We start from the raw sequence: 26,513 nt of genomic DNA on the forward strand, positions 1-26,513 counted from the left end.
GCGCGGGCAAGGTGGCTTTCGCATGGACTGGCGCACCGAGACCACCGCGCAGGTACGGGCGGACTATGACGCTCTGTTGCGCGATGCGGTCGACGCCGCAGCCGAGATGCTTTCGGAGTCGGACTCTTTCGTTCCCTTCATGCTGGTCTTGGAACGCGACGGAGGCAAGAGGTTGCGCCGAACCGGTGGATCGAGCGTGTCGCGAGACGAGTCGGCGGCCACCCGCGCACTCGAATCGGCGCGTGACCGAGCCGACTTGCGGGCTCGAGCGGTTGTGCTGGATGTCACCGTCTCCGCACCGTTCGTAGGTGATGCCGTCAAGGTTGTTCTCGAACATCGCGACGGAATACCGATCGTTGTTCTCGTGCCCTACACGGCGACGGTGGAGGACCTACAGGTCGATCTCGGCGCAGCGCACGCCGCGGTCGGGAGCAAGGTGCTGTGGGGGTGAGCAGGCACGCCGCGGCAGGTCAGTCGAGGGCTCGGACACCGTCGAACATTGTGGTGAAATCCTCACCGAGGCGGTCCATGTCGGCGAGTCTCGTCTTCGCGGAGAGAAAGATCGGATAGGCCACATTCCCGACGACATGGACCAGAACGCGACGGTCCGCCCACCATTGGCCGCCATCGAACACTCCGGTGATCTTCCCGCCCTGGACGCCGCACGTCGTGATCCGCAGGTCGTCGCGGGTTCGCCAATCACGGGCGCTGCTCTCGGCCCGCCGCCGGTTCGGCGCCACGGCGTCTTCCACCGAGTGGACGGGGTCACCGACGTGGACCGTCATCATCGCTGTCGGACTGCGGAAGTCGTCGGTCAGAGTATCCCTGCGTTGCAAGCCGATTCCGTCCCCGTGTTCGTCGGCTCCGCGATTGCGTTGCCAGCCAGGCAATTCGGGTATGCGCACGTCGAACGGGTGGCGCTCGCCGCGACCGAGTACGAATGCCTGCTCGGTCCGATCAGCGGCATCACAAGGGCGGACTTCCGAGGAGGCAGAGGGCGATGTTCCTGTCACCGAATGAGTTCGAGACGAGGTGGAGGAGGCATCCGCGCAGCCGACCGTAACCGCCAGAACGAACGCGAACGTTCCTGCCACCCGATGCCGAGATGACCGACCGTTGCCCATGCGGTGATCCAATCACGGGAACGGCATGTTCCGTGAACCCGGGACAGCACCTCGGTTCCGCGGCAGACGGCTGCCGCCCCGGTCGAAGGATCCGCTGCGTCGGACTACATCCCTTCGGCTGCTGTCCGCCCTGCGTTCGATCCTCAGTGGGTGTCGAGGGGGTCGGTCTGGTGGGAATCGCTGTAGGCGATCCGTTGGGCGAAAAGGGGGCGGGCGGCGATTCCGATCTCGTTGAGGCGGCGGGTGACGTTGCGGTAAAAGCTGGGGCGCAGAAGTTGATCGGCCATGAATCGCGGGACGGGGCCCGGGACGATCGCGTAATTCACGATGATGAACGGGGTGCCGGGTGCGAGTTCGAGCAGCGTCGAGTTCGTCACGCCGAGTACCGAGGCGTACCACTGGCTGATCGTCTTCCACGCCGTTGTCGCGGTTTGCGCGGGCGCATTCCCGACGAAGTGATTGAGCAGGACGGGGCCGTCGGAGCCGTCGGTATCGCCGAAACGCGCGGCGTTCACGGCGTTGGTGACAAGTGCCGGGCTCGGAGTCCGGTGGCGGGCGCGCGCGGCTTCGAATATCTCGCGCACGGGGGCGTCGGAATCGATGAGCAGGATGACGTCGAAGCGCGGGCTGTTGCGCAGTGGCGGAATGAAAGTGGACTCGAACAGGCGCACGGTGCGCACCCCGGCGGTCTCGGCCAATTCGCGGGCGATCGCGCGAATCCCGTCGAGCGCGGCCTTGCGGGTTCGGCTGCTTTTGACGAATGGCCCGAGGGTGTGCAGGTCGATGTTCCAGGCGATGTAGGTGAACTCGGTGGGAATCGTCTCGGCGAACTGCATTGTCGTCTCCTTCGTGGATCCGGGCGGTCTATTCGACTGTCACTTGTTCGCGCTCGTGGATGTCGTCGCTGGCCGTGCGCAGCGACTGGGCGAGCGTGCGCAGGAACTGCATGACCACATCGCGGTGGTCGGGGGCGACATCGTGGAACACGCGGTGCACCGGGCCGCCCGCCCGCTGGTACAGCGAGCGCACCACCTCGAAGTTCGGGGTGGAGGCCACCTGGGCCGAGCGCCGGTCGGCCGGGTCGCTGGTCCGGGTGATCCATCCGCTGCGTTCGAGGCGGGTGAGCACTCCGGTGAGCGTGGCGGCGCGCATCCCGGTCCGTGCGGCGAGGTGACCGGGTGTGCACGCCCCTTCGCGGTCGATCACGTCGAGGACGTCGAGATCGCGGGGATTGATGCCCGCGGCCGCGGCGATCCGGTCGTCGGCGATGCGCAGTTCGATCCACAGGACACGGAAGGCCTCGATGAGTTCTTCGTCTGTCGGAGCGCCCATGTCAGCCACGTCTTCCAAACTAGTACGGATTCCGAAGTATCGCCACCCGCCCGGATCCACCGGGACGGTTCAGCTCGAGCGCAGAGCGCGGACCTGCCCCTTCGCCGCGGGTGGGACGCGCTGGGCGACCGCGCCCGGCAGGTCGGGGGAGTCCGGCGCGCCCGTCCAGGCCAGGTAGCCGTCGGGCCGCACCAGCAGCGCCTTGTTCCGGCACAGCGGGTCGAGGACCACGGTGACCTCGCCCGCGCGGGCCGCCGCGTCGGTGGCCTCGGTGGCCCACGGCGTCGCCAGCACGAAATGTCCGGCGCTCAAATGGGTCCTGATCTCGGCGCCGGTCACGGCCCCGCTCCAGAACGCGCCGACGCCGTCGACCCCGGAACCGCCGCAGGTCGTCTCGATGCCCGACAGCGACTTGGCGATCCCGAAGGCGTATCTGCGCCCGAACGCCCCCGAGTTGTTGGCCACGGCCATGACCAGCCAGCGCAGGGGAGCGGGGATCGAACTCAAGCGGGTCGCCCCGCGCACCAGGTTGCCGGAGTCGACCAGGGCGCGCGCGCCGATGGGCCGCATCTCCGCCTCGTAGTCGGCGAGGAAGCGGTCCTCACCCGAGCGCAGCGTGGCGTGCAGGCGCCACGACAGATTCGCGACGTCCTGGATTCCGACGTTCATGCCGAGTCCGCCCGCGGGCGAATGGACGTGGGCCGCGTCGCCGACGAGGAACGCGCGCCCACTGCGATACCGCGTCGCCTGTCGTTCGTCGCTGTGGAAGCGGGAGATCCACCGCGGCGAATGCAATCCCACCCGGCGCTCGAAAACGATATCGCAGAGTTCACTGAGTTCGGCGAAATCTATGTCGTCGCTGACGTATTGGGGCGTGTCGCTGTTCCAGGCCAGAACGCGATAATAACCGTTCTCGATGGGGCAGACGAAGGAGAATCCGTGACCATTCGCCTCGATGGCCAATCCCTTTTCGGGAGGATAGTCCACCTTCGCGTCGGCGATGATGACCGACGTCAATACGGATTCGCCGGGGAATTCTATGCCGAGCGATTCCCGCACCCGGCTGTGGATTCCGTCGGCGCCGACGACGTAGGCGGCACGCCATTCTCGGTCGACCGGTGGACCGCCGTCCGACTCCGGGGTGGCGTATTTCACTCGGACGCCATTGTCGTCCTGTTCCACACCGGTTACCTCGCAATGGTGGACGAAGGTCGCCCCAGCCGCCACCGCGCGTGCTTCGAGAACTCGTTCGACCACGAATTGGGGGACCACCAACATGAACGGGAACGTCGTGTCGAGTTCGCTGAACTCGATATCCAGCGCGCCGATGAGCGGAAGCGATCCGACCGGCATTCCCGCGTGGATGATCTCGGCCGCGACCCCGCGTACGGCGAGCTGGTCGAGGGCGCGGGCGTGCACCGAGAACGCCCGGGTGAGATTGGATCTGGTCTTCGGCCGCTTCTCCAGGACGACGACCCGATGTCCCATTCCGGCCAGGTCGCCCGCCGCCATCAGGCCGGACGGGCCCGCACCGACGATGACGACATCCGCTTCCGCGCTCGTGACCACCGATTTCCTCCTACGACTACAGAAATGCAATCCGCCGCGTGATACGCGGTCCTGATTCGGCGCGAATTCGTGCGCGACCGAGGACGACTCATGCGGACATGGACAAACGGACGCGCCCGACAGCGTGCTTCGGGGATCACCCGTCGGACCAGTATCGCCCGAACCGGGGAAGGTTCAACTGCGTTGCCTTCTCAGTTGAACGATCAGCTAAAGCCCATCGCCCCCACTGTATTCCGGTTCCGCTGCGGCGATAGCCGATTTCGATAACTGATCCTCCGGGTGGTCGACCTTCTCTGGCGGTCGTGAGAATCATTCGATAGATTTCGATCCCGGTGGCCGGTCCTCGCCAATTTCGTCCCCGACGCAGGTTAGGCATCGGAAACGCAGGGTACTGTCAGAGTGTTGTTTCTCCAGCCCCGGGGGGTGCGTGTCAGTCGAAGTATCGAGATATGTGCGGCCCGCTTCGTTCGGCCGCCCCCGTAGAACATGCTGACCGATTCTGCGCGTCCGTTTTGTCGGTGATGTCCATTTCATCACACGATGTTCGCGTTGTCTCGATCGATGACATGTCCGGCAATTCACCGTTGATCTGCCATATCGGCAACGAAGCCGTGGCCGCGCCCTGCCATTGATCGGGCGGCGGCCGGTGACGGGACCGGCGTTTCCGGATCCGTCGACTTCGCAGGCGATAACGCCGCCGGGAAAGGCTCCTACTCGCCTGCGCCCGGCACGACCTGGAGAGAGGACGCACTGGTCTAGGGCAGACGAGTTGCGAAGAACACGCATACGAGGGGGCAGGCATATGTCGATCGAGTACACCGTGTCCAATGCAGTTGACAGACAGACCTTTCCATCCACCGAAGAAGAACCCGCGCCGACTGGGCAGCCGCCGGGGGGAGACGCGCCGCCCGGGACGGCCTCGGGCGAGTCCGGCGTGGCGGCGACCGACCACGCGGGCCGCGGACCCGGGGTCCACAAGATGCCGATCACCGCGCTGCGGGGCAGTTTCTCACCACGCCTGGGCGGCGAGAACAAGGCGCACATCGAATTGCTGGCCGAGACCGACGCGCCCTTGCCGCCGATCCTGGTCCACAAGCAGACCCTGCGCGTGGTCGACGGCATGCACCGCCTGCTCGCGGCCTCGCTCAAGGGCCAGGAGACGATCGATGTCATCTTCTACGACGGCAGCGAATCGGACCTGTTCCTGCGGGCGGTCAAGGAGAACGTCGAGCACGGACTCCCGTTGACGCGCACCGAACGTCGGGTCGCGGCCGAACGCATCGTCATGACCCACCCGCACATGTCCGACCGCGCGATCGGCCAGCTCACCGGCCTGGCGGCCAGGACGATCGCCTCGATCCGCGGGCGCTCGACCAATCGGCCCGCGCAATCGGAGGTGCGGGTCGGGCGCGACGGCCGGGTCCGCCCGCTGGACAGCAGTCAGGCGAGAATGCGCGCCGCGGAACTGCTCTCCAGTGACGAGCGGCATTCGCTGCGCTACATCGCGCGCACCACGGGCATCTCACCCGCGACGGTGCTGGACGTGCGCAAACGGTTGGAGCGCGGCGATCCCCCCGTGCCCGATCAGTACGCGACGGCCAAGAACGCCGAACCGGAGGCTCCGGTCGCCGAGGATCGCGCCGCGGATCGGGACGCCGAGGCCGAGACCGAGACGATCGATCCCACCGACGTGCTGCCGAAGTTGCTGCGCGACCCCTCGGTGCGCCACAGCGAGCAGGGACGAACGCTGCTGCGGTTGTTGCAGGCCACCGCCATGCTGGAGATGCAGCGCACCGACATGATCGAAGCCGTGCCGCCGCACTGGATCGGCGTGCTCGCCGAGGTCGCGCGGCACTACTCCACGATCTGGGAGAAGCTCGGCGGCGAACTGGATTTCCGGTCGCGGGTCGTGGACCCCTCGGCCTGAGATCCGAGACGGCCTGAGATCCGAGACGGCCTGAGTTCCGACGGCACGACCTCGACCCCGCGCCGTGCGTTGCGGCCCGACGCGGGATCGAGGTCGGTCGTAGGGGATCAGCCGAGCTCGCGCGCCGCCACGGTGGCGAACGCGCGGGTGAACACCTTGGCGCCGTTGCTGGAGGCGGTCAGTTCGATGGTCAACTGGTCGCCGTCGACGGATTCGACCTTGGCCTCGACGTCGATGTCCGCGCCGCCCTCGCGCGGCACCGGGATGGGGGCGGTGAAGCGCACCCCGTAGGAGGTGACCCGGCCCGCGTCCCCGCACCAGTCCACGACGAGTTGGATCGCGGCGCCCATCGTCCACATCCCGTGCGCGACGACGTCGGGCAGATCGACGGAGCGGGCGGTGTGCTCGTCCCAGTGGATGGCGTTGAAATCGCCGCTGGCCCCCGCGTAGCGGACCAGCGTGGCCCGGTCGAGATGGATGCGTCGTTCGCTGATCGGACGGCCCACTTCGTAGGCTCCCTTCATCCTCGGCTCCCTCTGATGACGACCAGGCTGGTGGTGCGGGTGACGATCTCGTCGGCCACCTCGAGTTCGGTGACGAGGGTGACCATCGAGTGGCCGCCGACGTTCTGGGCCCGGTCCAGTCGGGTGTGCGCGGTGACCTCGTCGCCCGCGACGAGCGGTCGGTGGTGCACGATCTGCTCGGCCCCGTGCACGAGTCGGGCGTAGTCGATGCCCAGTTCCTCGTCCGCCATGACGTGGGCCCATCCCTGCTGCGCGATGAGCACGGCGAAAGTGGGCGGCGCGATGACGTCGTCGTAGCCGCGCGCGCGAGCTACCTCGACATCGGTGTGCGCCGCGTCGTGCGCGCCGACCGCCGCGGCGAATTCGGCGATCTTGGCGCGCGAGACCAGGTAGGGCGCGGTCGGCGGATAGACCCGCCCCTCGACCGTCGTGTTGACTGCCATGTTCTCGACCTTTCTCAGTGGCCCATTCCGAGACCGCCGTCGACCGGGATGACCGCCCCGCTGATGTAGGCGGCGTTCTCGCCCGCGAGGAACCGGACCACCCGCGCCACCTCCTCGGGTTGGGCGAAGCGGCCCGCGGGCGTGGCCGCCAGGTAGGTCTCGCGCTGGGATTTCGACAGCGACCGGGTCATCTCGGTCTCGATGAATCCCGGTGCGACGACGTTGGCGGTGATGTTGCGTTTGCCGAGTTCGCGGGTGATGCTGCGGGCCAGGCCGACCAGTCCGGCCTTGGCGGAGGCGTAGTTGGCCTGGCCGGGCGAGCCGTAGAGGCCCATCACACTGGAGACGAACACGAACCGGCCGTAGCGGCCCTGCAGCATGCCCTTGCTGGCTCGGCGCGAGCAGCGGAACGCGCCCGCGAGATTGGTGTCGACGACGTCCTGGAAGTCGGTGTCGCTCATGCGCATCAGCAGGGTGTCGCGGGTGATGCCCGCGTTGGCGACGACGATGTCGATCGGCCCGCCCACGAGGTCCTCGGCGGCGTCGAAGGCGGCGTCCACCGATTCGGTCGAGGTCACGTCGCAGGCGACGGCGTGCGCGCCTTCGGGCCCGGTGCCGTCACGGCTGGCGACGACGACCCGATGGCCCGCGTCGAGGAATTCGCGGGCGATGGCGAGGCCGATGCCGCGGTTGCCGCCGGTGACGAGCACGGTGCGCGGCGGTGCGGTGTCGGTGGGTGCGGGAATGGGGGGTGCGGCGTTCATGGTGTGCCTCCGGCGGCTATTTGATCTCGGCGAGGACGGTGCCCTGGGTGATGGCGGCGCCCGGGGCCACGGCCAGGCCGGTGACCACGCCGGCGCGGTGGGCGTTGACCGGGTTCTCCATCTTCATGGCCTCCAGGACGACGATCAGATCACCCACGCTCACGCTCTGTCCTTCTTCGACGGCGACCTGCACGACGGTGCCCTGCATGGGCGCGGTGACCGCGTCCCCGGTCGCCGCCGTCGCGTTCCCGCCGCTCTGCCGTCGCGGGGTGAGCTTCTTGCGGGGCGTGCCGGAGCCGAGCGAGAATTGTTCCGGCAGCGACACTTCCAGTCGCCTGCCGCCCACCTCGACGACCATCCGCTGTCGCGGCGCGGAGTCCTCGGCGTCGGCGACCCCGCCTCCGACGTGGGGCGGAACGGTGTTGTCCCAGTCGGTCTCGATCCACTTGGTGTAGACGTCGAAGGTCGGCGTGCCGTCGGCGTCGACGCGACCGAGGAAGTCCGGATGCTCCACGACCAGACGGTGGAACGGCAGCACCGTCGCCAACCCCTCCACCCGGTATTCGGCCAGCGCGCGGCGCGCCCGCCCCAGCGCCTGCTCGCGGTCTTCGCCGTGGACGATCAATTTGGCGAGCATCGAGTCGAACTGGCCGCCGATCACACTGCCCGCCACCACGCCCGAATCCACCCGCACGCCCGGCCCGGCCGGTTCCACGTAGGTGGTCACGGTGCCGGGCGCGGGCAGGAATCCGCTGCCGACGTCCTCGCCGTTGACGCGGAACTCGAAGGCGTGCCCGCGCGGCGCGGGGTCCTCGGTGATGGTCAGTTCCTCGCACTGGGCGATACGGAACTGCCAACGGACCAGGTCGATGCCCGCCGTCTCCTCGGTCACCGGATGTTCCACTTGCAGGCGGGTGTTGACCTCGAGGAACGAGACGGTCTCGCCCTGCACCAGGTATTCCACAGTGCCCGCGCCGTGATAGCCCGCCTCGCGGCAGATCCGCTTGGCCGAGGCGTGGATCTCGGCGCGCACCGCCTCGGACAGGAACGGCGCCGGCGCCTCCTCCACCAATTTCTGGAAGCGTCGCTGCAACGAACAGTCCCGGGTGCCGACCACGATCACGTTGCCGTGCATGTCGGCCAACACCTGCGCCTCGACGTGGCGGGCCCGATCCAGGTACTGCTCGACGTAGCATTCGCCGCGCCCGAACGCCGCGGTCGCCTCGCGCACCGCCGAATCGAACGACTGCGGAATCTCCGCGATGCTGTGGGCGACCTTCATGCCGCGGCCGCCGCCGCCGAAGGCCGCCTTGATCGCCACCGGAACACCGTGACGTTCGGCGAATTCGACGGCTTCGGCCGCCGTGGCGACCGGCCCCGGGGTACCCGCGGCCATCGGTGCGCGTGCGCGGTCGGCGATGCGGCGCGCGGTCACCTTGTCGCCGAGGTCGCGGATCGCCTGCGGACTCGGCCCGATCCAGATCAGGCCCGCGTCCTCGACGGCCTGCGCGAAATCGGCGTTCTCGGACAGGAATCCGTAGCCGGGATGGACCGCGTCCGCCCCGGACCGCAGCGCGGCGTCGAGGACTTTCTCGATCGACAGATACGACTGCGCCGAGGTCGTCCCGCCCAGGGCGAACGCCTCGTCGGCGAGCGCGACGAACGGCGCGTGCGCGTCCGGTTCCGCGTAGACCGCGACACTGGCGATGCCCGCGTCCCTGGCCGCCCGGATGACCCGCACCGCGATCTCGCCCCGGTTGGCGACCAGGACCTTGGCGATGGGCCGGGCGGGCGCGCTCACGCGGCCACCTGCCAACTGCGCGCGGCGACGTAGTCGACGCGATTCGGCACGACGCGCAGGCGGCGGACCGCGGTCGGCGGGGCCGCCTCCCGGTGCGCGAGCGCGGCGAGCACGCCGAGCAGGGCGGCGATCTCGTCGTCGGTGGGATTGCCTCGTTCGATCTTCAGTGTGACGGTGTCGGACACGGTCGGCGACCTTTCTGCCGGGGGACTACTGCGGAGGATTGCCGTGCTTGCGCACGGGCAGGTCGGCGTGCTTGTCACGCAGCATCGCGAAACTCCGGATGAGCGTGGCCCTGGTGGTGGCCGGGTCGATGATGTCGTCGACATATCCGCGCTCGGCCGCGTAGTAGGGGTGGATCAACTCGGCCCGGTACTGCTTGATCTTCTGTTCGCGTGCGGTGGCCGGATCGTCGGAATCGGCGATCTCGCGGCGGAATACGACATTGGCCGCGCCGTCGGGCCCCATGACGGCGATCTCGTTGGTCGGCCAGGCGAAGGCCAGATCGGCGCCCACCGACCGCGAGTCCATGACGATGTACGCGCCGCCGAACGCCTTGCGCACCACGATCGAGATCCGGGGCACGGTCGCGTTGCAGAACGCGTAGAGCAGTTTGGCCCCGTGCCGGATGACCCCGTCGTGTTCCTGACCGACACCGGGCAGGAATCCGGGGACGTCGAGCAGGGTGAGCAGCGGGATGTTGAAGGCGTCGCAGGTCTGCACGAAACGCGCGGCCTTCTCCGAGGCGTGGATGTCGAGCGCGCCCGCGAGGGTGCTCGGCTGGTTGGCGACGATCCCGACGACCTGCCCGCCCAGACGCGCCAGCGCGCAGACGATGTTGGCCGCCCAGCCCTCGTGGATCTCGAAACTCTCGCCGTCGTCGACGAGTTCGGCGATCACGGCGCGCATGTCGTAGGGCCGCCCGGCTTCGGTGGGCACCAGGGTGTAGAGATCGTCCGCGCGCCGGTCGGCCGGATCGGCGCAGCGGGTGGCGGGCGGATGTTCGCGATTGTTGGCGGGCAGCATCGACAGCAGGTAGCGCACGTCGTGCAGGCAGGCGGCTTCGTCGTCGTAGGCGAAATGCGCGACACCGGATTTCGCGGCGTGCACGTCCGCGCCGCCGAGTTCGTTCATCGTGACGCTCTCACCGGTCACGGCCGCCACGACGTCGGGTCCGGTGACGAACATCTGCGAGGTCTCGCGCACCATGAACACGAAATCGGTCAGCGCCGGGCTGTAGGCCGCGCCGCCCGCGCACGGCCCGAGGATGACGCTGATCTGCGGGATGACACCGGATGCCCTGGTGTTGCGGATGAAGATGCCGCCGAAGCCCGCCAGCGCCGAAACCCCTTCCTGGATGCGCGCGCCCGCGCCGTCGAACAGGCCGACCAGCGGCGCGCCCGCTGCGATGGCCATGTCCATCACCTTGTGGATCTTGGCGGCATGTGCTTCACCGACCGTGCCCGCCAACAGCCGGAAGTCCTGCGCGTAGACGAACACGGTCCGGCCGTCGACCGTACCCCAGCCCGTGACGACGCCGTCACCGGCCGGGCGGCGCGCCTCGAGGCCGAAACCGTGCGCGGTGTGGCGGCGGAACGGTTCGATCTCCTGGAAGGAGTCCGCGTCGAGGAACAAGGCGATGCGCTCGCGCGCGGTGAGTTTGCCGCTCGCGTGCTGACGTTCCGTCGTAGCGGTGTGGTCACCATCGGCGGCCGCGTGTCTGCGCAGCCCGAGCTCCTCGACCAGCTTGTGCATCTGGGTCTCCGTACGTTCGTCGAATGAGGGGCGGCGCGAACGGCCGCACCCGATGTGAATATGCCCCGAGCGAAGGTCGTGACTGGCGTCATCAAACCTCGGATCGAGTATTGATCGCAATGTCGGCAAATGTGTTCAACAGCTGCGGATATGCAGTTGAACCCCCGATGTGCGGCGCTTGTTGAACAGTGACGGCCGGCTCTAAATTCGAGTCGTCACCAGTCAGCGCGAGGGAATTATGGACAATGAATTGAGCGCCGAAGTGAATGACGGGAACACCACTGTCACGGAAGTCCCCGTACTCGTCGTGGGAATTGGCCCGACCGGTTTGACGCTGGCGGCCGAACTCCGCTTGTGGGGTGTCGACTGCCTGGCACTGGGCACGTCGGTCACCCCCGAAACCGAATCGCGGGCGCTGGGTTTCACCTCCAGCACCCAGGAGATCTTCGCCCACCGCGACATGCTCGCGGAATTCGGCGAACTGGAACGGGTGCCCGCCGTGCATTTCGCGGGCATCGTCATCGCGGGCGAGCACCTGTCCTCGCCCTACCTGCCGGTGATGCGGTTCCCGCAGTACCGGACCGAGGAAGTGCTGCGCACCAGGGCGCAACGCCTGGGCGCGAAGCTGCTGCGCGGCTACACCGTCAGCGAGATCCGGGAGACCGCGGACGGTCTCGAGACGGTCGCCGCCGGACCCGACGGGACGATCGTGGTGCGGTCGCGCTACGTCGTCGGATGCGACGGCGCGCACAGCAAGGTCCGCGCCATCGCGTCGCTCGATTATCCGCTCACACCACCGACGGTGCAAATGCTGTTGGCCGATGTCGAACACGCAGGGCTACCGAACAATCAATTCGGGAAGAAGACCGCCAACGGCATGGTGATGTCGGGTCCGCTCGACGAGCGGATCGACCGGCTCATCGTGTGTGATTTCGACGCGAAACCGCTGGAACGCGGTGTCCGGGTGGAGGAGCGGCATCTCCAGGACGCATATCGGAATGTCACCGGGGATGAATTGCCGTCCGGAAAGGTCCGCTGGGCCAGTTATTTCAACGACGCCTCCGGAATGGCACCGTCGTTCCGCAAGGATCGGATATTCCTGGCGGGCGACGCCGCGCACACCCATTTGCCCGCGGGCGGACAAGGGATGAATGTCTCGATCCAGGACGCGGTGAATCTCGGCTGGAAACTGGCGGCGGAAATCCAGGGCTGGGCTCCGGACGGACTGCTCGACACCTACGACACCGAACGTCGGTACGCGGCGGCGGATCTGTTGGCCGACACCCGGGCCCAGGGACAGTTGTTCCTCAGGGGCGCGGAGGTCGACCCCTTGCGCGAGGTATTGCGCGGGCTGACCGCCGTTCCCGGCGCGGCGGAGATCCTCGCCGACGAGGTCAGCGGCATGTCACTGCGCTACGACTTCGCCGACGGCGGACCGGAACCGATCGGACGTCTGCTGCCCACCCGCGACCTGCGCGTTCCCGGCGCGGACGGACCGCCCGTCGGCCTGCTGCGCGGCGGGAAGGGCGTGCTGCTGACCACCGACGGCGGACGGGCGGACTCCGCCGCGCTGCGCGGTCGAGCCGACCGCGTCGAGGTCAGGACCGCCGCGACGCCCGAGGGCGTCGAAGTGCTGGTCCGGCCCGACGGATACGTGGCCTGGACCTCGCGGTCCGACCAACCGCTGGACGCGGCGCTGCGGCGCTGGTTCGGCCCCGAGCGGTGACATCGACGTCCACCGCGGTCCCGAGAAAACCGAAAGGAATACCCATGTTCTCCACCCTGATCATCGCCAAGTTCCAGAAGCCCGACCTCGAGTCGATCGCCGAACTGTTCGGCGAGTTCGACAAGACCGAGATGCCCGAGCGCATGGGAACCCTGCGGCGGCAGTTGTTCAACTTCAACGACCTCTACATCCACGCGCAGGACTTCGCCGAGGACCACGGGGCCGACCGGGTCGAACAGGCGCGCACCGATCCGCGGTTCATCCAGATCAGCGCCGACCTGCGCCAGTTCTTCGACCCCTACAACCCGAACTGGTCCGGCCCGCAGGACGCGATGGCCTCGTGCTTCTACCGGTGGCAGCGGTGACCGTCCGCCGCTGGGATGTCGTCGTGGTCGGCGCGGGCCCGGTCGGAAGCCTGCTCGCGGGCGCGCTGGCCGGGCACGGGGCCTCGGTGCTGGTTCTGGAACGCGATCGTGAGATCCCGGACCAGACCCGCGCCAGCACACTGAATTCCCGCGCCATGGAGATCCTCTCGGCCCTGGGCGTGCCCGGACTCGAGGATCATCCGCGGTCGATGTTCGGTCACTACGGGGGCGTCCCCGTGGATCTCGAACACCTCGACAGCCCGTGGGCGGGTCTGTGGACGATCCCGCAGCCCCGCCTGGTGCGGATGTTGCGGGACTGGGCCACGGGCAACGGCGCCGTGATCGACTCCGGTGTCGCCGTCGTCGGCGCGCGGATCGCGCCACCGTCCGTGCTGACCGACACCGCCGACGGCGTGACCCACGAGAGCCGGATCCTGGTCGGCGCGGACGGGCGCGAGAGCACCGTGCGCGCGGCCCTGGATTTCGGCGTCACCACGACGCGGGCCAGTCGGCACATGGTCCGGTGCGACGTCACGGGAATCGAGGTGGCGCGCAGGCGATTCGAGCGGCACGGCGACGCGGTGGCCGCCGCGGGGGCGATCTCCCCGCGCACCACCCGGCTGATGCTGCACTGCCCGCACTACGACGCCTCGGCCGCACCGAGTTTCGCGGAGGTGGCCGGGGACTGGCTGGCGGCGACCGGAGAGCGCGTCGACGGCGGCGAATGCGTCTGGCTGGACACCTTCTCCAACGCCTGCGCGACGGTGCGGGACTGGCAGGTGGGTTCGGCGTTCCTCGCCGGGGACGCGGCCCACGACCAACCGCCCGTCGGGGGCAGTTCGCTCAACACGGGCATCCAGGACGTCTACAACCTGGCCTGGAAACTCGCGGCCGTGCTCGGCGGCGCGCCCGCCGAGGTGGTCGAGACCTACGGTCCCGAGCGGGCGGAGGCGACGGCCAGGATGCAGGAGGAGGTCCGCGACCAGGAAGCGGTGATCTTCGGTCCCGACCGGAGTCGCGCCGAAGTCCTGCGCGAGCGCCTGGCGGGGTCGGCGAGCTTCCGCGAGGACATCGCGCGGTCGATCGCGGGCCTGGACACCCGGTACCCGTCGAGTACCGGTGTGGGACCGCGGATCTCGCCCGCCGCGCTGTCCCGGGAACTCGGGCGACCGCTCGCTCCGGACGAAGAGTCGGCGCTCGGTCGCCGGACCATCCTCGTGACCGATCCGGGCACGCGGAACCTACGACTGACCATCCGACCCGACGGGCACGCCGTCCAGGGTCCGGGCGGGTCATCCACCGTTCCCGGCGAGGCCCTGCCGCGCCGGTCCGCACATCCCACCGATCCGGTGGTCCTGAAAGCGGGTAGCCATGCCTAGCACTTCTCGCCGTGCCGTGATCACCGGCGTCGGCGTCATCGCACCAGGGGGTATCGGAACCAAGGCGTTCTGGGCCCGTATGACCGCGGGACGCACCGCGACCCGCCCGATCTCGTTGTTCGACCCCGCGCCGTTCCGCTGCCGCATCGCCGCCGAGGTCGATCTGGACCCGGATCGGGAGGGGCTGTCCCCCAAGGAGGTCCGCCGCCTGGACCGCGCCGGCCAGTTCGCGCTGGTGGCGACCCGCGAGGCCATCGCCGACAGCGGTCTGGACGAAGTGGCCGACCGCTCGCGGATCGGGGTCAGCCTCGGCAGCGCCGTCGGCAACTCGACCCGCATGGAGGAGGAGTACGTCGCCATCAGCGACGGCGGCCGCGACTGGCTGGTCGATCACCGCTACACCGTCCCCTACTCCTACTCCTACATCGCCGCGAGTTCGCTGGCGGCCGAGGTCGCCTGGGCGGCGCAGGCCGAAGGGCCCGCGGTCGTGGTCTCGGCGGGTTGCACGTCCGGTCTGGACGCGGTCGGCCACGCGGTGCAGTTGATCGAGGACGGTACGGCCGAGGTGATGATCACGGGGTCCACCGACGCCCCCATCACCCCGATCACCATGGCCTGCTTCGACGCGCTGAAGGCGACCACACCGCGCAACGACGACCCCGCCGCGGGCTGCCGCCCGTTCCACCGCGACCGCGACGGCATCGTGCTCGGCGAGGGATCGGCGGTGTTCGTGGTCGAGGAGTACGAGCACGCCAAGCGGCGCGGGGCGACCATCCTCGCCGAGGTCATCGGCTACGCCAACCGGGCCAACGCCTACCACATGACCGGCCTGCGCAAGGACGGCCTCGAATTGGCCGAGGCGATCCGCGCGGCCCTGGACCAGGCCCGGGTCGACCCCGCGAGCATCGACTACGTCAACGCGCACGGCTCGGGAACCCGGCAGAACGACCTGCACGAGACCGCCGCGGTGAAGAAGGCGCTCGGTCAGGCCGCCTACGGGGTGCCGATGAGTTCCATCAAATCGATGGTCGGCCATTCGCTGGGCGCCATCGGCTCCATCGAGATCGCGGCCTGCGTCCTGGCCATCCGGGACGGGATCGTCCCGCCCACCGCGAATCTCACCGAACAGGACCCCGAATGCGATCTGGACTACGTGCCCTTGGTGGCGCGTGAACAGCGCACCGACACGGTGCTGACCGTCGGCAGCGGGTTCGGCGGGTTCCAGGCGGCCATGGTGCTCTCGGCCCCGGAACGGAGGACGCCGTGACCACCACCATCGTGACCGGTGTCGGGGTCGCCGCCCCGAACGGCGTCGGCACCGAGGAGTACTGGCGCGCGACCCTGGCGGGGGAGAGCGGGATCGGACCGATCGAACTGTTCGACGCGAGCCCGTACCCGGTGAAGTTCGCCGGGGAGGTCGACCTCGACGCGGCGGCCTACGTCCCCGGCAAATTCCGCGCGCAGACCGACCACATGACCCAGTTGGCGATGGCCGCCACCGTCATGGCCCTGGCGGACGCGGGCGCGGAACCCGCCGCGCTGCCCGAATTCGACATGGGCGTCACCGTGGCGAACTCCTCCGGCGGAATCATGTTCGGCCAGCGCGAATTACAGCAACTCTGGTCGCGCGGCCCGAACCACGTCTCCGCCTACATGGCGGTGGCCTGGTTCTACGCCGCGACCGCGGGCCAGTTGTCGATCCGGCACGGGATGAAAGGGCCCGCGCTGGTGCTGGCCGCCGAACAGGCGGGCGGCCTGGACGCCGTCGCGCACGCCCGGCGTCAGGTCCGACGCGGCACCCCGCTCATGGTGACCGGCGGCAGCGACGCGTCGATGTCGCCCGGCGGCCTGGCCTTCCAGATCGCGACCGGACTGCTGAGCACCAACACCGACCCGTCGCGGGCCTACATCCCGTTCGACCGCGAGGCCGGCGGATACCTGCCCGGCAACGGCGGCGCGATCCTGGTCGTCGAGGACGCCGAGGCCGCCCGCGCGCGCGGCGTCGAGCGGCACTACGGCCGGATCACCGGCTACGCCGCCACGTTCGACCGCCTCGAGGAGACCGAGGACGCCGTCAGCGACGGCACCGCCTACGACCCGCCGCGCGGCAGGCGGGTCTCGCGACTGCGCCGCGCCATCGAACTGGCCCTCGCCGACGCGGAACTCACCCCCGCCGAGATCGACGTCGTCTTCGCCGACGCCTGGGGTCTGCGGACCGCGGATCGCGAAGAGGCCGAGGCGATCTCCGGGGTGTTCGGTCCGCGCGGCGTTCCCGTCACCGCGCCCAAGACCATGACCGGGCGACTCTACGCGGCGGGCGGTGCGCTGGACCTGGTGACCGCCCTGCTCGCCATCCGGGATCAGGTGATCCCCCCGACCGTGAACGTGACCGACCAGGACACCGGCTTCGCGCTGGATCTGGTCCTGGCCGAGCCGCGTCCACATCCGATCCGCCACGCCCTCGTCCTCGCACGTGGGCTGGGCGGATTCAATTCCGCGGTCGTCGTGACCGCACCGCAGTGACCGACACACCATCGCAAAGGAATTCGACATGTCCGTACTGACCGCCGACACCCTCAAAGAGACCATGCGCCTGGTCGCCCACGACCCCGACCTCGCCCTCGGCGACGGCTTCCTGGAGACCGAATTCGGCGAATTCGACTTCGACTCGCTGGCCGTGCTCGAACTGGTGACCCGCATCCAGAAGGACTACGGCCTCTCGGTGCCCGACGAAGTGATGGAGAAGCTCACCACGCCGGGCGAACTGCTCGACTACGTGACCAGTCAGCTCGATGTGGGCCTGCGATGACACGCCACAGCCGCATCGCCGGGATCGGGGTCTACCGGCCGCGTCGGTCGGTGCCCAGTTCCGAGATCGCCGAACGCCTCGGCCTGAGCGAGGAGTGGATCCGCAAACGCTCCGGCATCGAACGGCGCGGATACGCCGGACCCGAGGAACCGCTGTCGCTGATGGCCGTCGAGGCGGCCACGGCGGCCCTGCGGCAGGCGAATCTCACCGCGGACCGGATCGGCTGCGTGGTCGTCGCGACGACCACGCACCTGGTCCAGATGCCGTCGCTGGCCTCCGAGGTCGCCCACGTCATCGGGGCGACCGAGGCGGGCGCGTTCGACATCTCGGCGGCCTGCGCCGGCTTCCCCTACGCCCTCGCGCTGGCCTCGGACATGGTCAAAGCGGGCACCGCCGACCACGTGCTGGTCATCGGCGCGGAACGCATCACCGACATCCTCGACGACCAGGACCCGGCCACCGCGTTCCTGTTCGCCGACGGCGCGGGGGCCGCGGTCGTCGCGCCGTCGGACGTCTCGCGCATCGGCCCGGTCGTGTGGGGCAGTGACGGCTCGCGGGCCGGCGCGGTGGGCATGACCGGCTACTGGGACCCCGCGCTGCGCACCGACGCGTCGCTGCCCTGGCCGCGCCTGGGCATGAAGGGCTGGCAGGTCTACCGCTGGGCGGTGTCCGAACTGGCCGAGGTGGCCAAACGCTCGGTGGAGATGGCCGGGATGAAGGTGACCGATCTGGACGCCTTCGTCCCGCACCAGGCCAACCGCCTCATCACCGACGAACTGGTGCGCCAGATCGGGTTCCGCGAGGACGTGGTGGTCGCCTACGACATCACCGACACCGGCAACACCTCGGCGGCCTCCATCCCGCTCGCCCTGGACCGACTGGTCACCGACGGTGCGATGACCAGCGGAATGAACGCACTGACGATGGGCTTCGGTTCCGGTCTGGTCTACGCCGGCCAAGTCGTCGAGATCCCCTGAAGGAGTGACAATGACAGTCGAGAGCAAGCGGGTCGCCCTGGTCACCGGCGCCACCAGCGGAATCGGGTTGGAGATCGCGCGTTCCCTGGGCGCGGCGGGCCATCGCGTGTTCCTGTGCGCGCGCCGGGCCGAAGAGGTCAAGACCACGGTCGAGGCGCTGACCGGCCAGGGATTCGAGGTCGACGGCGCGGTCGCCGACATCTCCTCCGCCGCGGACGTGAAGTCCCTGGTCGCGGCGGCGGTGCAGCGGTTCGGCGAGATCGACATCCTGGTCAACAACGCGGGGCGCGGCGGCGGCGGGGTCACCGCCGACATCACCGACGAACTGTGGACCGCGGTGATCGACACCAACCTGACCGGCACCTTCCGCGTCACCCGCGAGGTCCTGACCTCGGGTGGACTGGCCGCGCGCCCGTGGGGGCGGATCATCAACATCGCCTCCACCGGCGGCAAACAGGGCGTCATCTACGCCACGCCGTACTCGGCGTCCAAGCACGGCGTGGTCGGTTTCACCAAGGCGCTGGGCCTGGAACTGGCGGGCACCGGGGTCACCGTGAACGCGGTGTGCCCGGGCTACGTGGAGACGCCGATGGCCGCCAAGGTCCGCCAGGGCTACGCCGCGGGCTGGAAGATCAGCGAGGACGAAGTCCTGGACCGCTTCCAGGCCAAGATCCCGCTGGGTCGGTACTCCACGCCGAAAGAGGTGGCGGGCCTGGTCGGCTACCTGCTCACCGACACCGCCGATTCCATCACCGCGCAGGCGATCAACGTCTGCGGCGGACTCGGCAACTACTGACAGGAGCACTGCCATGCAGACTCGCCGGACCGAGCACGTCGTCACGGTGCCCGCGGACGCCGACACCGTCTACGACTTCATCGCCAGGGCCGAACGGTGGCCGGTGATCTTCACCCCCACCGTCCACGTCGAATACCTGACCCCTGGTGATCAGGCCGAACAGCGCCTGCGGATCTGGGCCTTCGCCGGGACCGAGGTCAAGAGCTGGGTGTCGCACCGGACTCTCGACCCGGGCGGCAGGCGCATCGAGTTCCGCCAGACCAGTCCGGTCCGCCCGGTCGCCTCGATGCGCGGCGAATGGGCGATCACCCCGGTGGACGACACCTCGGCGAAAGTCGTGTTCCAGCACTGGTTCACCTCCGAGGACGACAGCGCCGACACACTCGACAAGATCGAGGCGGTGGTGAACCACAACTCCGAGGCCGAACTCGACTCGCTGCGCGACGCCGCCGTGCGCAGCCACCTGGTCGTCGACTTCGAGGACGAGGTGCCCATCGACGCCGAACGGATCCGGGTCTACGACTTCCTCGCCGAAGCGGACAAGTGGCCCACCCTCATCCCGCACGTGGCCCGGGTCGCGCTCACCGAGAAGGCGGGCATCCAGACCCTGGACATGCACACCTTCGACAGCGCCGAAGGGCCCGCGGAACGCGGCACCCACGCCACCTCCTCGGTGCGAATCCTGTTGCCACCCAACCGGATCGTCTACAAGCAGCAGACCCTGCCCGCGTTCCTCACCGCCCACGTCGGCTCGTGGGACGTCCGCGAGGACGGCACCGCGGTCGCCCGGCACACCGTCGTGCTCGAGGAACGGGCGATCCTGGAGATGCTCGGCGTGGACGCCACCGTCGAACAAGCCGCGGGCCTGGTCCGCCAGTCGATCGGCGGTAACAGCAGGGCCACGCTGCGCCGCGCCGACGAACTGATCGGCGCCGGCCGGTGACCGGGCTGCTCGAGGATAAGAACATCCTGGTCACGGGCGTGCTCAACGAGGCGTCCATCGCCTACGCGGTCGCCCGCTACGCCCAGGAGCAGGGGGCCAACGTGCTGCTGTCCTCCTACGGGCGCGCGGCGCGGATCACCGGTCTGGTCGCGGATTCGCTGCCGAAACCGGCGCCGCTCATCGAACTCGACCTGACCAGCGAGGACGATCTGGCCGCCCTGCCCGACCGGGTCGGCGCGTACTGCGGGCGACTCGACGGCGTGCTGCACGCGGTGGCGTTCGCGCCGCAGACCGCGCTGGGCGGACAATTCCTCGAGACCACCTGGGCGGACGTGTCGACCACGATGCACGTGTCGGCGTATTCGCTCAAAGCGCTCGTCACCGCGTGTCTGCCGATCCTGGGCAACCCCGCCTCGGTCGTCGGCCTCGACTTCGACGCCGCCATCGCCTGGCCCGGTTACGACTGGATGGGCGTGGCGAAGGCGGCGCTCGAGTCGACCTCCCGCTACCTCAGCCGTGACCTCGGGCGACGCGGTGTGCGGGTCAACCTGGTGGCGGCGGGGCCGCTGCGCACCACGGCCGCCAAGAACATCCCCACCTTCACCGAATTCGAGAGCGCCTGGCAGGAGGGGGCGCCCCTCGGCTGGGACGTGACCGACGCCGATCCCACGGCCCGCGCCTGCGTGGCGCTGCTGTCGGACTGGTTCGCGGGCACCACCGGCGACATCGTCCACGTCGACGGCGGATTCCACGTCACCGGCGGGGTCGCCCGGTTCTGAGCCGCCGACGGCTCGGTCGCAGCGTCGCGACGAACCCGTTCGACTGACAACGGCGTCAGCTCGGACGCAACTCGATCACCACCCCGCCCCGCTGCCAGGTCTGGTAGATGTCGGCCTTGTTCGGCTCGCCCGCCGCGTCGAAGCCGATCCCGTTGTAGCCCGCGTTGTTCCTGTTGTCGCGGGCCACGATCTCGAACAGGCGCAGCACCGACTCCTCGTCGGTGTGCACCACCGGATCGAACCGTTCGCGACCGCGCCCCCGGCTGCCCGTGAGCGCGGTCCCGGGCCGCAGATTGCGCACCCACGGCCGGGTGGTCGTCCCGATCAGCAACGTCGAACCCTGCTGGGTGTAGGCCACCGGAACGTCGTAGGTCTTGCCCGACTTCACGCCCACCACGTGCAGCGTGATCAATCGCCTACCCACCACACGGGACAAACCCGGCACGTTCAGCAGCCCGCGCACCACCTTGTTGATCTGGGCCTGCGCGCCCCGGATCGGCTTGGGCCCCGACGTGCTCGGAACACCGTAGGGATTGGGTGTTTTCGCGTCATCGCTCATCCCTCCAGTGTCGCCCAGTTCGCCGGGGGCCGATACGCGCGACCGATCCGCGGCCCAGACCGACGCGAAGTCCTGGTGTCGAACGGGCACAACGCCCGCACCCAGGGATGGAGAGGTTCCGCATTGAGCACATCGCGATCGGCACGAACCGCACTCGCAGGACTGGCACTGGTCGGCGCGCTGACCAGTGCCCCCACCGCGAGCGCCGCGCCCCCCGACACCCGCCTGGAAACCGTGGAGGTGTACTCGGCCGCGATGAACCGCTCGATCCCCGTGCAGGTCATCCGGGCCGCCGACACCTCGAAGGCGCGCCCGACGCTGTACCTTCTCAACGGCTCCGGCGGCGGCCCCAACGGCAGCGGATGGGACGCCCAGACCGACGCCGTCGGCTTCCTGCGCGACCGCGACGTCAACGTGGTGACCCCGGTCGGCGGCGCGAACTCCTACTACACCGACTGGATCCGCGCGGATTCCGTCCTCGGCTACAACAAATGGCAGACCTTCCTCAACGAGGAACTGCCGCCCGTCATCGAAGGACTGCTGGGCGCGGACGGCAACCGCGCGCTCGCCGGCGTGTCCATGAGCGGGACCTCGGTGCTGAACCTCGCCATCGCCAAACCCGGCTTCTGGCGCAGCGTCGCCTCCTACAGCGGATGCGCGCAGACCTCCGATCCGGTCGGCCACGAATTCGTCCGCATCACCGTCGAGAACTGGGGTGGCGGACAGAGCGTGGAGAACATGTGGGGCCCGGCGGACAGCCCGCTGTGGCGCGCCAACGACCCGCTGGTCAACGCCGAACGGTTGCGCGGCACCGCGGTCTACCTGAGCACCGGCAGCGGACTGCCCGGCCCGCACGACACCCCCGCCGACCCGCGCGTCCAGGACGGCCGGATCCCGCTGCCCGTCCAACTGGCCTTCGGCGGCCCGATCGAGGCCGCCATCCGCTACTGCACCGTCAACCTGACCGACCGGCTCAACGCGCTGAACATCCCCGTCACCCTCAACGACCGCCCCACCGGCACCCACTCGTGGGGCTACTGGGACGACGACCTGCGCGACTCGTGGCCGTTCCTGGCGGCCTCGCTCGGCGCCCGCGCGAACTAGCGCGCCACGGCGGCGGCGATCACGGTCCGGGATACGGCGTATGGACCTCGCCGTCGAACAACTTCCAGTAGAAGGCGTTCATCCTCGCGGCGGCAGGCGCGTGCCGCCGCAGGATCGCCGCCACCTCCGGCGATACATCCTGCGGCACGTCTCCGGCCGCGCACCGCGCCACATACTCGTTGCGCTCCACCGGTCCGCCCACCTCGGGCATCGGCACACCGCACACCTCGGTCACCAGCCAGTTGACCAATCGCATCGCGGCATAGTCCGCATCGTGGGTGACATGGCGTCGAACGAAGTCGCGTTCGTCCGGCGACAGCTCGAATCGCGGCGAGGTCGCCAACCCGAAATCGGCGAGCCGGATGTCGTCGCCCTCGACACGCAGATTGCCGAAATGCGCGTCCATGTGCAGCAACTCGCGTTCGCGCAGGAACGTCACGATCTGCGAGAACTGCCGCTCCACGGTCCCCGCCTTGCCTCGCGGGTCCACGCGCGACCACTCCACGATCGACCGCGGAACATACTCGCTGAACAGCACGAGGCTCCACGACGCGGCCGCTGACGCCGCCAGTCGAACCCGCACCGCCGGGTGCCCGTCGTTGGCGGCGACCACCGCCTCGATGTCCGCGTGGTCGTCGGCGATCGGCGCGCGTCCGGGCAGCACCCGCCAGTGGTGCAGCATCGGGAAGGCCCGCGTGGCCCCGCGCAACACGCTCTCGGTCACCTCGACATTCGCGGCCAACTCGCGCCAGGCGTTGAAACTCGGCCCGCCGACGCCGTAGTGACAGAACAGCGGCAACTCGAACAGATTCGCCGTCGACCCGGGGTGGGCGAGTTCCCGATCCGTCAGCGGAATCCGTTTGACGAACACCGACGTCCCGCCGACCTCGGCGATCGCCGTCCCGCCTCCGACCCCGACGCTGTTGGGACGCGCCTGCTCGATGAGCTCGGCGATACGAATGTCGCTGTGGGAACCCAGAACAGTCGTCAGTCGTCGATGTCGGTCGATCCTGTCGATCGTCATCCACCGATCCTGCCACCGAACCCCCGGCGGCTGCCGGAGCGATCCGGTGGTCAGGCGACGCCGATGCGGGCGCCGGTCTCGGACGAGGCACGCACGGCATCGAGCAGGCGGTGCAGGCGGACACCGTCCGCGAAGGTCGGGACCGTGGTCGCGTCGGCTCGGATGTCCTCGGTCGCGGTGCCAACGAAGCCCTGGGCGGCGTGGGCATCCCCGGACTGGACCGCCTGCTGGCCGAGATCCGCGCCCGCCTCGAGCGCATGGTCCACGCGGCCCAGGACTCCGGTCGGATGCGGCGCGACATCACTGGCAGGACGTGGCCTTCCTCCTGGCCGGCGTCGCCACCGACTCGCACACCCTCGGCCTCCGGGCCGACGACGCCCAGTGGGGTCGCAACCTCCGCATAATCCTGGCGGGACTCGGCACCGCCGAACGGTCGGCGAGGGAGTAAAATCGCTGGTGGAGTGGGGTCGGCATCGTCACGGGAGAGGATATGCACACCCATACCGACGAGATCGCGGAGCGGATCTACCGCATCTCCACCTGTGTCCCCGAGATCGGGCCCGACGGCTTCACTTTCAACCAGTTCTTCGTCGACGCCGAGGAACCCCTGCTGTTCCACACCGGTATGCGCGGCCTGTTCCCGCTGGTGTCCGAGGCGGTGGCCCGGATCCGGCCGGTCGAGCAGTTGCGCTGGATCGCCTTCGGTCACGTCGAGGCCGACGAATGCGGGGCGATGAACTCCTTCCTCGCCGCCGCGCCGCGCGCGCAGGTGGCGCACGGTGAACTCGGGTGCATGGTCTCGATCGACGACCTGGCCGACCGCGCGCCGCGCCGGCTGGCCGACGGCGAGGTCATGGATCTGGGCGACCGGCGGGTGCAGCATTTCGACACCCCGCACGCCCCGCACAACTGGGAAGCGCGGGTGCTCTACGAGCAGACCACGGGCGTGCTGTTCTGCGGCGACCTGATGACCCAGTTGGGTGACGGCCCCGCCCTGACCGCCGCCGACCTGATCGGTCCGGCCGAGGCCGCCGAGGATCTGTTCCACGCGACGTCGCTGGGGCCCGCCGTTCCGGCCACCCTGCGCAGACTCGCGCGACTGCGTCCGACGACCTTGGCGATCATGCACGGTTCGAGCTACAGCGGCGACTGTGCCACCGCGTTGACCGACCTCGCCGACGTTTACGACAACAGGCTCAGCGCCTGAGCCCGGCTCACCGTTTGGCGTAGTCGGCGACGCCCTGCCAGTCGATCATGACGAACGGTTCGTCGCCGACGGTCCAGGCGTCGTGACCCGGCGGCGCGATCATGAAATCGCCCGGTCCGAACTCCATCTTCTCGCCGTCGTCCATGACGACCGCCATATGCCCCGACACGCAGTAGCCCATGTGCGGGGCCTGGCAACTGTCGGTGTGGGCGATCGGCTTGACGTGCTCGGACCATCGCCAGCCGGGTTCGAAGACCGCCCTGCCGACCGGGCCGCCGTCGAGATTGACGAGATCCAGTCTGCCCTTGTGCTGCTCGAACTCGCGCGTCTCCTCCGGGGCATCGAAACTCTTGCGTACCAAACCGGACATGGTCGTTCTCCTCGATCCTGCTGTCCCCGTTGTCCAGGTGGATCGATCGCGTCGCGGGTTCGCCGTCGAGGGGTTCGCCGACCGGAAGTGCCGGCCCGGCCTGTGCCGCCGCGACGCGGAATCCACACCTCGTCGCTTGATGTGATGCGCATCACATTCTAGGAGGTGTGGTGCGTGCTCGCAAGCCGATCGGCGATACGGCGCGGGCGCGAGGTTCGCAAGACCATAGTTCTTCCGTTGTGGCGCAACGGGTTCGGCGGTAACAGCGGCTTCGTGACCTCGATGCAGTCATCGAGGTCACTCCGTGACCGGCTCCCTTCGAGAAAGATCGGTTCGACATGATGCGAGTACATCGCTCCCTGGTCGCGGGCGCGCTGCTGGCCGGCGCGGTCACGATGTCGGTCGCTCCCGCCCAGGCGCTGACGGAATCCGGGGCGATCGAGCTCCAGCAGGCCGAGACCCAGGTGGTCGAGTCCGAGGCGATCGGCAACCGTGTGATCGGCAGCGGTTCGGCCATGCTGGACAACTTCTTCTGCGGAACGCTGTGGCGTCCCGTGTGCTACCCCGACGGGCTTCCGTACTGACCGGCTAGAACCCACTTCGGCGAGGTTGGACGCCAGATCGGTCGGCGGTGCCACGGCCAACCCTCGGGCATGTCGTGCCCGAGGGGATCGGGCCGACCGTGGCTTCCTCGGCACAGTCTGCGGGCATTCCCGCACGATGCGCACCCTTCGCGAGTTTCGCCGCCGTGCCGGTAGTTCTGCCGGGCGAGCTCGGTACTTTTCCGGAGACCGGAGCCGGCGTCGGTCGGCCGGATCGGTGTCGCGGACACCTGTGCGAATCTCGCTGTTTCATAGGGCATCTCAGATATAGGTGTAGGTGAGGCCGTTGCTCGTGCCGCCCGGCGTGGTGACCGTGACCGAGGCGGTTCCGAGCAAGGGGCCTGCTGGGGCCGTCGCCCGGATCTGCGTGCTGGAGTTGACCGTGAATGTCGCGGGCGTGGTACCGAAGGTGACGGCGGTGGCTCCGGTGAACCCGGTGCCGGTGATGGTCACCGTGTTCCCTCCGATGAGCAGACCGGCCACCGGCGAGAGCGAGGACAGGGTGGGGGCCGCGACATAGGTGTAGGTGAGGCCGTTGCTGGTGCCGCCGGGGGTGGTGACGGTGACCGAGGTGGTGCCCGTCCCCGCCGGGGAGATCACGGTGATCTGCGTACTCGAGTTGACGAGAAACGGT

30 protein-coding genes are annotated in these 26,513 nt (G+C 68.9%); 15 read left to right on the top strand and 15 right to left on the bottom strand.

The genetic code is table 11. The features are described from left to right. Nucleotides 1-22: 22 nt before the first annotated feature. A complete protein-coding gene (locus ON30_RS39865; protein ID WP_040713769.1) occupies nucleotides 23-451 on the top strand; it encodes a hypothetical protein in 429 nt (142 codons plus the stop codon). A 19-nt stretch (nucleotides 452-470) separates the two neighbouring features. Here ON30_RS39865 and ON30_RS32225 read toward each other — a convergent pair whose 3' ends face one another. From ON30_RS32225 to ON30_RS40540, 4 genes are all read right to left on the bottom strand, one after another. Beyond that, on the bottom strand, nucleotides 471-1,094 hold the full coding sequence (locus ON30_RS32225; protein WP_157184023.1) for a hypothetical protein: 624 nt from the start codon (nucleotides 1,092-1,094) through the stop codon (nucleotides 471-473). A 173-nt stretch (nucleotides 1,095-1,267) separates the two neighbouring features. Next, nucleotides 1,268-1,960 (bottom strand): hypothetical protein, encoded by a 693-nt coding sequence (locus tag ON30_RS32230; RefSeq protein WP_040713772.1) that lies wholly within the window; start codon nucleotides 1,958-1,960, stop codon nucleotides 1,268-1,270. A 28-nt stretch (nucleotides 1,961-1,988) separates the two neighbouring features. Beyond that, a complete protein-coding gene (locus ON30_RS32235; protein WP_051030295.1) occupies nucleotides 1,989-2,456 on the bottom strand; it encodes a MarR family winged helix-turn-helix transcriptional regulator in 468 nt (155 codons plus the stop codon). A gap of 69 nt (nucleotides 2,457-2,525) precedes the next feature. After that, complete coding sequence (locus tag ON30_RS40540) at nucleotides 2,526-4,055, bottom strand: FAD-dependent monooxygenase (RefSeq protein WP_281004779.1); 1,530 nt, start codon at nucleotides 4,053-4,055, stop codon at nucleotides 2,526-2,528. Nucleotides 4,056-4,959: 904 nt separating this feature from the next. On the opposite strand from ON30_RS40540, the gene ON30_RS32245 reads away from it, so the two are divergent. Next, nucleotides 4,960-5,952 carry a ParB/RepB/Spo0J family partition protein gene (locus ON30_RS32245; protein WP_218006332.1) on the top strand — a complete coding sequence of 331 codons (993 nt, stop codon included), beginning with the start codon at nucleotides 4,960-4,962 and terminating at the stop codon, nucleotides 5,950-5,952. A 107-nt stretch (nucleotides 5,953-6,059) separates the two neighbouring features. On the opposite strand, the gene ON30_RS32250 is transcribed toward ON30_RS32245, so the two are convergent. Genes ON30_RS32250 through ON30_RS32275 form a run of 6 tightly spaced genes read right to left on the bottom strand, consistent with a single transcriptional unit; the run spans nucleotide 6,060 to nucleotide 11,239 of the window. Then, the gene (locus tag ON30_RS32250) at nucleotides 6,060-6,476 is read right to left on the bottom strand and encodes a MaoC/PaaZ C-terminal domain-containing protein (protein ID WP_040713776.1); all 417 of its coding nucleotides are present in this window, start codon (nucleotides 6,474-6,476) and stop codon (nucleotides 6,060-6,062) included. Next, nucleotides 6,473-6,919, bottom strand: coding sequence for an FAS1-like dehydratase domain-containing protein (locus ON30_RS32255; RefSeq protein ID WP_040713777.1), 447 nt, complete (start codon nucleotides 6,917-6,919; stop codon nucleotides 6,473-6,475). Before ON30_RS32255 ends, ON30_RS32250 begins: the two co-directional genes overlap by 4 nt. 14 nt (nucleotides 6,920-6,933) lie before the next feature. Continuing rightward, nucleotides 6,934-7,683 carry a 3-oxoacyl-ACP reductase FabG gene (fabG, locus tag ON30_RS32260; protein WP_051030296.1) on the bottom strand — a complete coding sequence of 250 codons (750 nt, stop codon included), beginning with the start codon at nucleotides 7,681-7,683 and terminating at the stop codon, nucleotides 6,934-6,936. Between the two features lie 16 nt (nucleotides 7,684-7,699). Continuing rightward, entirely contained in the window at nucleotides 7,700-9,484 is a 1,785-nt protein-coding gene (locus ON30_RS32265) for an acetyl/propionyl/methylcrotonyl-CoA carboxylase subunit alpha (protein WP_040713778.1), read from the bottom strand. After that, on the bottom strand, nucleotides 9,481-9,669 hold the full coding sequence (locus tag ON30_RS41560; protein ID WP_040713779.1) for an acyl-CoA carboxylase epsilon subunit: 189 nt from the start codon (nucleotides 9,667-9,669) through the stop codon (nucleotides 9,481-9,483). The genes ON30_RS32265 and ON30_RS41560 overlap by 4 nt, the downstream gene beginning before the upstream one ends. Nucleotides 9,670-9,694: 25 nt before the next feature. After that, nucleotides 9,695-11,239 (bottom strand): acyl-CoA carboxylase subunit beta, encoded by a 1,545-nt coding sequence (locus ON30_RS32275; RefSeq protein ID WP_040713780.1) that lies wholly within the window; start codon nucleotides 11,237-11,239, stop codon nucleotides 9,695-9,697. Nucleotides 11,240-11,477: 238 nt separating this feature from the next. Here ON30_RS32275 and ON30_RS32280 point away from each other — a divergent pair, with 238 nt between their 5' ends. The 10 genes from ON30_RS32280 to fabI are packed head-to-tail and all read left to right on the top strand — an operon-like array spanning nucleotide 11,478 to nucleotide 21,013. Continuing rightward, the gene (locus ON30_RS32280) at nucleotides 11,478-12,965 is read left to right on the top strand and encodes an FAD-dependent monooxygenase (protein ID WP_051030297.1); all 1,488 of its coding nucleotides are present in this window, start codon (nucleotides 11,478-11,480) and stop codon (nucleotides 12,963-12,965) included. Between the two features lie 44 nt (nucleotides 12,966-13,009). Beyond that, the gene (locus ON30_RS32285; protein WP_040713782.1) at nucleotides 13,010-13,330 is read left to right on the top strand and encodes a TcmI family type II polyketide cyclase; all 321 of its coding nucleotides are present in this window, start codon (nucleotides 13,010-13,012) and stop codon (nucleotides 13,328-13,330) included. Beyond that, a complete protein-coding gene (locus ON30_RS32290; RefSeq protein ID WP_157184025.1) occupies nucleotides 13,318-14,709 on the top strand; it encodes an FAD-dependent oxidoreductase in 1,392 nt (463 codons plus the stop codon). Before ON30_RS32285 ends, ON30_RS32290 begins: the two co-directional genes overlap by 13 nt. Beyond that, a complete protein-coding gene (locus ON30_RS32295) occupies nucleotides 14,702-15,976 on the top strand; it encodes a beta-ketoacyl-[acyl-carrier-protein] synthase family protein (protein WP_040713784.1) in 1,275 nt (424 codons plus the stop codon). The genes ON30_RS32290 and ON30_RS32295 overlap by 8 nt, the downstream gene beginning before the upstream one ends. Beyond that, nucleotides 15,973-17,232, top strand: coding sequence for a ketosynthase chain-length factor (locus tag ON30_RS32300; protein ID WP_040713786.1), 1,260 nt, complete (start codon nucleotides 15,973-15,975; stop codon nucleotides 17,230-17,232). Before ON30_RS32295 ends, ON30_RS32300 begins: the two co-directional genes overlap by 4 nt. Before the next feature lie 28 nt (nucleotides 17,233-17,260). Beyond that, nucleotides 17,261-17,518, top strand: coding sequence for an acyl carrier protein (locus ON30_RS32305; RefSeq protein ID WP_040713787.1), 258 nt, complete (start codon nucleotides 17,261-17,263; stop codon nucleotides 17,516-17,518). Then, nucleotides 17,515-18,495 (top strand): ketoacyl-ACP synthase III, encoded by a 981-nt coding sequence (locus tag ON30_RS32310; protein ID WP_040713789.1) that lies wholly within the window; start codon nucleotides 17,515-17,517, stop codon nucleotides 18,493-18,495. The genes ON30_RS32305 and ON30_RS32310 overlap by 4 nt, the downstream gene beginning before the upstream one ends. A gap of 10 nt (nucleotides 18,496-18,505) precedes the next feature. Next, complete coding sequence (locus ON30_RS32315) at nucleotides 18,506-19,291, top strand: SDR family NAD(P)-dependent oxidoreductase (RefSeq protein ID WP_040713790.1); 786 nt, start codon at nucleotides 18,506-18,508, stop codon at nucleotides 19,289-19,291. Between the two features lie 13 nt (nucleotides 19,292-19,304). Next, the gene (locus ON30_RS32320; protein WP_040713791.1) at nucleotides 19,305-20,234 is read left to right on the top strand and encodes an aromatase/cyclase; all 930 of its coding nucleotides are present in this window, start codon (nucleotides 19,305-19,307) and stop codon (nucleotides 20,232-20,234) included. Further along, nucleotides 20,231-21,013, top strand: a complete 783-nt coding sequence (fabI, locus tag ON30_RS32325) for an enoyl-ACP reductase FabI (RefSeq protein WP_063719992.1) — start codon at nucleotides 20,231-20,233, stop codon at nucleotides 21,011-21,013. The genes ON30_RS32320 and fabI overlap by 4 nt, the downstream gene beginning before the upstream one ends. A gap of 55 nt (nucleotides 21,014-21,068) precedes the next feature. Here fabI and ON30_RS32330 read toward each other — a convergent pair whose 3' ends face one another. Next, nucleotides 21,069-21,572 carry a hypothetical protein gene (locus ON30_RS32330; protein ID WP_218006333.1) on the bottom strand — a complete coding sequence of 168 codons (504 nt, stop codon included), beginning with the start codon at nucleotides 21,570-21,572 and terminating at the stop codon, nucleotides 21,069-21,071. Nucleotides 21,573-21,695: 123 nt separating this feature from the next. Between ON30_RS32330 and ON30_RS32335 the strand changes: the two genes are divergently transcribed. Further along, the gene (locus ON30_RS32335) at nucleotides 21,696-22,676 is read left to right on the top strand and encodes an alpha/beta hydrolase (RefSeq protein ID WP_245554313.1); all 981 of its coding nucleotides are present in this window, start codon (nucleotides 21,696-21,698) and stop codon (nucleotides 22,674-22,676) included. Nucleotides 22,677-22,695: 19 nt separating this feature from the next. On the opposite strand, the gene ON30_RS32340 is transcribed toward ON30_RS32335, so the two are convergent. Together ON30_RS32340 and ON30_RS32345 are read right to left on the bottom strand one after the other, a co-directional pair. Further along, complete coding sequence (locus ON30_RS32340; RefSeq protein ID WP_040713793.1) at nucleotides 22,696-23,700, bottom strand: serine/threonine protein phosphatase; 1,005 nt, start codon at nucleotides 23,698-23,700, stop codon at nucleotides 22,696-22,698. A gap of 50 nt (nucleotides 23,701-23,750) precedes the next feature. Further along, nucleotides 23,751-23,966 carry a hypothetical protein gene (locus tag ON30_RS32345; protein WP_040713795.1) on the bottom strand — a complete coding sequence of 72 codons (216 nt, stop codon included), beginning with the start codon at nucleotides 23,964-23,966 and terminating at the stop codon, nucleotides 23,751-23,753. Nucleotides 23,967-24,190: 224 nt separating this feature from the next. Here ON30_RS32345 and ON30_RS32350 point away from each other — a divergent pair, with 224 nt between their 5' ends. Beyond that, complete coding sequence (locus tag ON30_RS32350; protein WP_040713797.1) at nucleotides 24,191-24,907, top strand: MBL fold metallo-hydrolase; 717 nt, start codon at nucleotides 24,191-24,193, stop codon at nucleotides 24,905-24,907. A gap of 7 nt (nucleotides 24,908-24,914) precedes the next feature. Here the strand turns inward: ON30_RS32350 and ON30_RS32355 are convergent, their stop codons facing one another. Beyond that, nucleotides 24,915-25,277 (bottom strand): cupin domain-containing protein, encoded by a 363-nt coding sequence (locus ON30_RS32355; protein WP_040713798.1) that lies wholly within the window; start codon nucleotides 25,275-25,277, stop codon nucleotides 24,915-24,917. A gap of 338 nt (nucleotides 25,278-25,615) precedes the next feature. Here ON30_RS32355 and ON30_RS32360 point away from each other — a divergent pair, with 338 nt between their 5' ends. Continuing rightward, nucleotides 25,616-25,861 carry a hypothetical protein gene (locus ON30_RS32360; protein ID WP_040713800.1) on the top strand — a complete coding sequence of 82 codons (246 nt, stop codon included), beginning with the start codon at nucleotides 25,616-25,618 and terminating at the stop codon, nucleotides 25,859-25,861. Between the two features lie 279 nt (nucleotides 25,862-26,140). On the opposite strand, the gene ON30_RS32365 is transcribed toward ON30_RS32360, so the two are convergent. Beyond that, on the bottom strand, nucleotides 26,141-26,513 hold a 373-nt coding region (locus ON30_RS32365), incomplete at its 5' end, for an IPT/TIG domain-containing protein (RefSeq protein WP_040713844.1).

The organism is Nocardia takedensis NBRC 100417 (assembly GCF_000308695.1).
In the GTDB taxonomy this organism is placed as follows: domain Bacteria; phylum Actinomycetota; class Actinomycetes; order Mycobacteriales; family Mycobacteriaceae; genus Nocardia; species Nocardia takedensis.

Coding starts and splice junctions, on each gene's coding strand:
- ON30_RS39865 (WP_040713769.1), top strand. CDS start 23: ATGGACTGGCGCACCGAGACCACCGCGCAGGTACGGGCGGACTATGAC.
- ON30_RS32230 (WP_040713772.1), bottom strand. CDS start 1,960: ATGCAGTTCGCCGAGACGATTCCCACCGAGTTCACCTACATCGCCTGG.
- ON30_RS32235 (WP_051030295.1), bottom strand. CDS start 2,456: ATGGGCGCTCCGACAGACGAAGAACTCATCGAGGCCTTCCGTGTCCTG.
- ON30_RS32250 (WP_040713776.1), bottom strand. CDS start 6,476: ATGAAGGGAGCCTACGAAGTGGGCCGTCCGATCAGCGAACGACGCATC.
- ON30_RS32255 (WP_040713777.1), bottom strand. CDS start 6,919: ATGGCAGTCAACACGACGGTCGAGGGGCGGGTCTATCCGCCGACCGCG.
- fabG (WP_051030296.1), bottom strand. CDS start 7,683: ATGAACGCCGCACCCCCCATTCCCGCACCCACCGACACCGCACCGCCG.
- ON30_RS32275 (WP_040713780.1), bottom strand. CDS start 11,239: ATGCACAAGCTGGTCGAGGAGCTCGGGCTGCGCAGACACGCGGCCGCC.
- ON30_RS32280 (WP_051030297.1), top strand. CDS start 11,478: ATGGACAATGAATTGAGCGCCGAAGTGAATGACGGGAACACCACTGTC.
- ON30_RS32285 (WP_040713782.1), top strand. CDS start 13,010: ATGTTCTCCACCCTGATCATCGCCAAGTTCCAGAAGCCCGACCTCGAG.
- ON30_RS32295 (WP_040713784.1), top strand. CDS start 14,702: ATGCCTAGCACTTCTCGCCGTGCCGTGATCACCGGCGTCGGCGTCATC.
- ON30_RS32305 (WP_040713787.1), top strand. CDS start 17,261: ATGTCCGTACTGACCGCCGACACCCTCAAAGAGACCATGCGCCTGGTC.
- ON30_RS32310 (WP_040713789.1), top strand. CDS start 17,515: ATGACACGCCACAGCCGCATCGCCGGGATCGGGGTCTACCGGCCGCGT.
- ON30_RS32315 (WP_040713790.1), top strand. CDS start 18,506: ATGACAGTCGAGAGCAAGCGGGTCGCCCTGGTCACCGGCGCCACCAGC.
- ON30_RS32320 (WP_040713791.1), top strand. CDS start 19,305: ATGCAGACTCGCCGGACCGAGCACGTCGTCACGGTGCCCGCGGACGCC.
- ON30_RS32330 (WP_218006333.1), bottom strand. CDS start 21,572: ATGAGCGATGACGCGAAAACACCCAATCCCTACGGTGTTCCGAGCACG.
- ON30_RS32340 (WP_040713793.1), bottom strand. CDS start 23,700: ATGACGATCGACAGGATCGACCGACATCGACGACTGACGACTGTTCTG.
- ON30_RS32350 (WP_040713797.1), top strand. CDS start 24,191: ATGCACACCCATACCGACGAGATCGCGGAGCGGATCTACCGCATCTCC.
- ON30_RS32355 (WP_040713798.1), bottom strand. CDS start 25,277: ATGTCCGGTTTGGTACGCAAGAGTTTCGATGCCCCGGAGGAGACGCGC.
- ON30_RS32360 (WP_040713800.1), top strand. CDS start 25,616: ATGATGCGAGTACATCGCTCCCTGGTCGCGGGCGCGCTGCTGGCCGGC.